Source organism: Geminicoccus flavidas (genome assembly GCF_009806515.1).
GTDB classification, from domain to species: domain Bacteria; phylum Pseudomonadota; class Alphaproteobacteria; order Geminicoccales; family Geminicoccaceae; genus Geminicoccus; species Geminicoccus flavidus.
The window spans coordinates 1-3,430 of sequence record NZ_WUJP01000820.1; the positions used below are offsets into that span (position 1 = coordinate 1).

Sequence of the window (3,430 nt, forward strand, 5' to 3'; positions counted from 1 at the left end):
GCGCGGGCGTCCCGATCATCCTGTTCCCACGCAAGGGCGAAACCAGTGCCCTGCATCCGGCCAACGACCAGACGCCCCTGGCCCGCAGGCTCGCGGCTAGGCACGGATTGGTTGTCTGCGATCGACCGGCGGATCTGCCCGATCTTGCGTTGGAGCTGCTGAACCGGCCGGAGCGCCAAGCTTATCGGCTGACAAGCGATGTGTCGGCGATCCTCGCCGACTGGCTCGGCCGGCCGCGTCCCTGAGCCGCTGACTCCACCACAGCCGACGAAAAAAAGAGCGGCCCGGCGCAGAGGACAATCAGCCGGGCCGCCTCAGTCGGAATAAGATGTCAATGCGGTAACCAAGAGACAATGCAGAGTGGTTGATGCCCGATCGATTTCGATCCAGCGAATGCAATCTAGCGCTTGCAGCAGGAGCAGCACAATATATCAACATGTGTAAACCGTGTAACAGTCTTACCCAAGTCGAGGCTATAGCGCGCTATAACTAAAGTCATACATGCAATCTGGCGGCTTCGCTTCAAGGATGCGAAGTTGGACTGCCACCCAGCTCAGCATCAGGCAGCAGCCGGCGCGGCAGCCGGTAGACCCGCTGGGCGCGAAAGCGGCCGCGCATCCGCTGATCGCCCAGATCCTCGACGATCGCTTCGGCACCGGCCGCGTGCACCGTGGTCTCGGACAGCAGGACCACCACCTCCCTGCCGCCGCCGGCCTGGTGGCCCAAATCCACCAGCCGGGCCGCCACGTTCACAGCATCGCCCACGATCGTGTAGTTCAGCCGCTCGGCGGTACCGATGTCGCCGACCAGCACGGTCCCGGTATGCAACCCGATGCGCAGGCCCAGGCCGTGGTCGCGCAGCAGCGGGTCGTCCTGGTAGGCTTCCTGCATGGCCAGGGCAGCCCGGATCGCCCGTGCCGCGTGGTTCGCCTGCCGTTCCGGCGCGCCCCAGAAGGCCATGACCGCATCCCCCAGGAACTTGTCGACCGTGCCGCCCTCCGCGACGATGCAGGCGGTCAGCCGACGGAAATGGTCGTTCAGCAGCCGCGCGGTCGCCTCGGCCGACAGGTGCTCCGCCAAGCGGGAGAAGCCCGACAGGTCGGTGAACATCACGGTCAGCTCGCGCTGCTCGGACGGCGGACGGTCGGCCGGGTCGATCGCCAGGAGCTGGCGCACCAACTGGCGCGGCACATAGGTCGCGAACGCGTCGATGGTGCGCAGCGACAGGGTGAAGGCCCGCGCCAGCTCGTCCAGCTCGCGCACCCGCGAGGCCCGGGGCAGGCGAAGCTCGTCGAGCTCGACCCGGCCGATCGCCGCGGCGATGTCGGCAAGGTTCCGGATGCTGCTGGTGAGCCGCCGCGCCAGCAGTGCCGCCATCACCGCGGCGGCCACGACGATCGACAGCCCGACCATCGCGATCATGTAGAAGCGGTCCGCCCCGACCCCGACATCGTTCAGGTCGACATAGGCGCCGACCCACAGGGTTTCGGGCGCAAAGCCCGGAAGATCGCGCAGCAGATAAAGGAGCTGGCGGCCATCCACCTGGCGGAGCGTGAGGGTGCCGTCCACCCGTTCGCTGAAGAAGCTCTCGTCCGGCGAGGGGCGGACCAGGGCCCGCAGCGCCGGGTCACGCATCTCGGCCAGCTTCGGCATGCTCCCCATGCTGCCGTCGAAGCCGGGATAGGCCAGGACCCGGTCGCTGCCGTAGAGGATGAAGGCGGCCCGAACGGGCGGGGCGGCCAGTTCCCGCATGAAGCGCGAGAGCCGGTCCGAGCGCAGCGTCACCACGATCATGCCCGGCTCGGCGCCGCGATGCGGGTCCCGCAGCGGCACCCGGTAGTTCAGCACGGCGAGGCCGGGATTGCTGGCAAGGGTGATGGGCTGGCCCCAGCTACCTCCCTCCTGTTCGCGCACCTCCCGGGCGTGCCGGTGCGCCTCCACATTGCCCGACAGGTCCAGGATCTGCACGCGCGCCGGGCCGCTGGGCTCGCGGCTCACCTCCAGCCCGGTCAGATCGGGGCGCAGATAGACGATGGAGGCGACCTGCGGGGCTGCGGCCAGCGAGGCCGTGAGCGTCCCGGTCAACTGGGCGGCGCCGGCCCCCTCGGCCAAGTCGCGGGCCACCACGCCCGAGATGAAGTCGCCCTGGTTCTGCGCGGTCTGCAGATGGTCGCGGATCCGCGCCGCCAGCGCGTCGACGAACAGCCTGGTGCCCTGGCGCAGCGGCTCGATCGCCGCCTCGCGGGCGCTGACCAGCGCGAACAGCACCATGATGACGGTCACTGCCGATACGAACAGGACCGAGCCGCCGGTCAGCAGCGGGCCCAGGCCGATGCGGTAGTGCCGGCGCGTTGGATTGACGTTCCCCTTCACGCGGCCAGTCTGGCCGGCCGCTCGCACCTGTGAAAGGGGGAACAGGTGGTCAGCGGCTGAGCCGGCTCACCGGATCACGCAGCCGGGCCGGATGCTGGACCGAATGGGTGCGGTCGGCCGGCAGGTGATGCAGCGACATCTCGGTGCCGTCCGGCCACAGGATGGTGACACGATCGACATGGCGCTCCTGGGCCAGCCCGAAATGGGCGACCGGCTCGTTCTGCGAGAGATAGCCGCTGCCCGTGTCGATCATGCGCACCTGGCGCCGCCCGCCCGCTTCGATCGTCACGCGGGCGCCCCGGGCCGGCGCGCCGGCCGCGGTGCAGGGGGCAATTCGGATCCAGTGATGGTCGTTGTCCTTTGCCAGGGCGAACCAGCCGAGCCGCCCCTCGCCGCTCTCGCCATAGCTGGTCAGCAGTTCCAGCCGGCCGTCGCCATCCAGGTCGGCGGCGATGCAGCCCAGGCCTGGCGCCGCCGGCTCCAGCGCGTCGCCCGGGTCGAGCGAGCGCCAGCGGCCCTCGCGCCAGCCGAACAGACGGTTCGGCTCGCCCTGGTGGTGCAGGAAGATCTCCTGGTAGCCGTCATTGTCGAAGTCGGCGGCGACCACGCCGCGCACCGGCGACGGCTCGGCGAACAAGGCCGGTGCCACGTCGTGCCAGCCGGCCTCGCCCCGGCGCACCATCATCCGGTGCGATCCGCTCGTGCCGACCTGCAGGAGGTCGAGCCGGCCGTCCTGGTCGAGGTCGACCGGCAGGGCAGCCTGCGCGCCCGGCTCGGTGCACAGGCCGAGGCTGGCGCCGACCTCGGCGAAGGTACGCTCCGGCTTGGCGCGGAAGAACAGGTCCGGCCCGATCGCGGAAGCCACGAACAGGCCGGTGACCTCGCCTTCCAGGGGCGCAATGGCGAAGCCGTTGGCGCCCACGATCTCGTCCAGATGCACGGCCGGGGCGGAATCGATCAGCCGGCCCTGGCTGGCGTCGATCTCGAACAGCCGAATCGGCCCGCCATAGGCCGCCACCAGGAAGCCGTACTTGCCCCCGCCCTTGCGGTCGAAGGC

Annotated in this window: 3 protein-coding genes; 1 reads left to right on the forward strand and 2 read right to left on the reverse strand. The window is 69.7% G+C overall.

Features of this window, described 5'->3' with window-relative positions; translation table 11 throughout:
• A partial coding sequence (locus EQG76_RS32435; protein WP_235031529.1) for a hypothetical protein occupies positions 1-245 on the forward strand: 245 nt, incomplete at its 5' end.
• A gap of 277 nt (positions 246-522) precedes the next feature.
• Here the strand turns inward: EQG76_RS32435 and EQG76_RS23570 are convergent.
• Together EQG76_RS23570 and EQG76_RS23575 are read right to left on the reverse strand one after the other, a co-directional pair.
• Positions 523-2,373 carry an adenylate/guanylate cyclase domain-containing protein gene (locus EQG76_RS23570; protein WP_159716877.1) on the reverse strand — a complete coding sequence of 617 codons (1,851 nt, stop codon included), beginning with the start codon at positions 2,371-2,373 and terminating at the stop codon, positions 523-525.
• Between the two features lie 49 nt (positions 2,374-2,422).
• Positions 2,423-3,430, reverse strand: a 1,008-nt coding sequence (locus tag EQG76_RS23575; protein WP_159716880.1) for a CRTAC1 family protein, incomplete at its 5' end; no start/stop codon positions are given.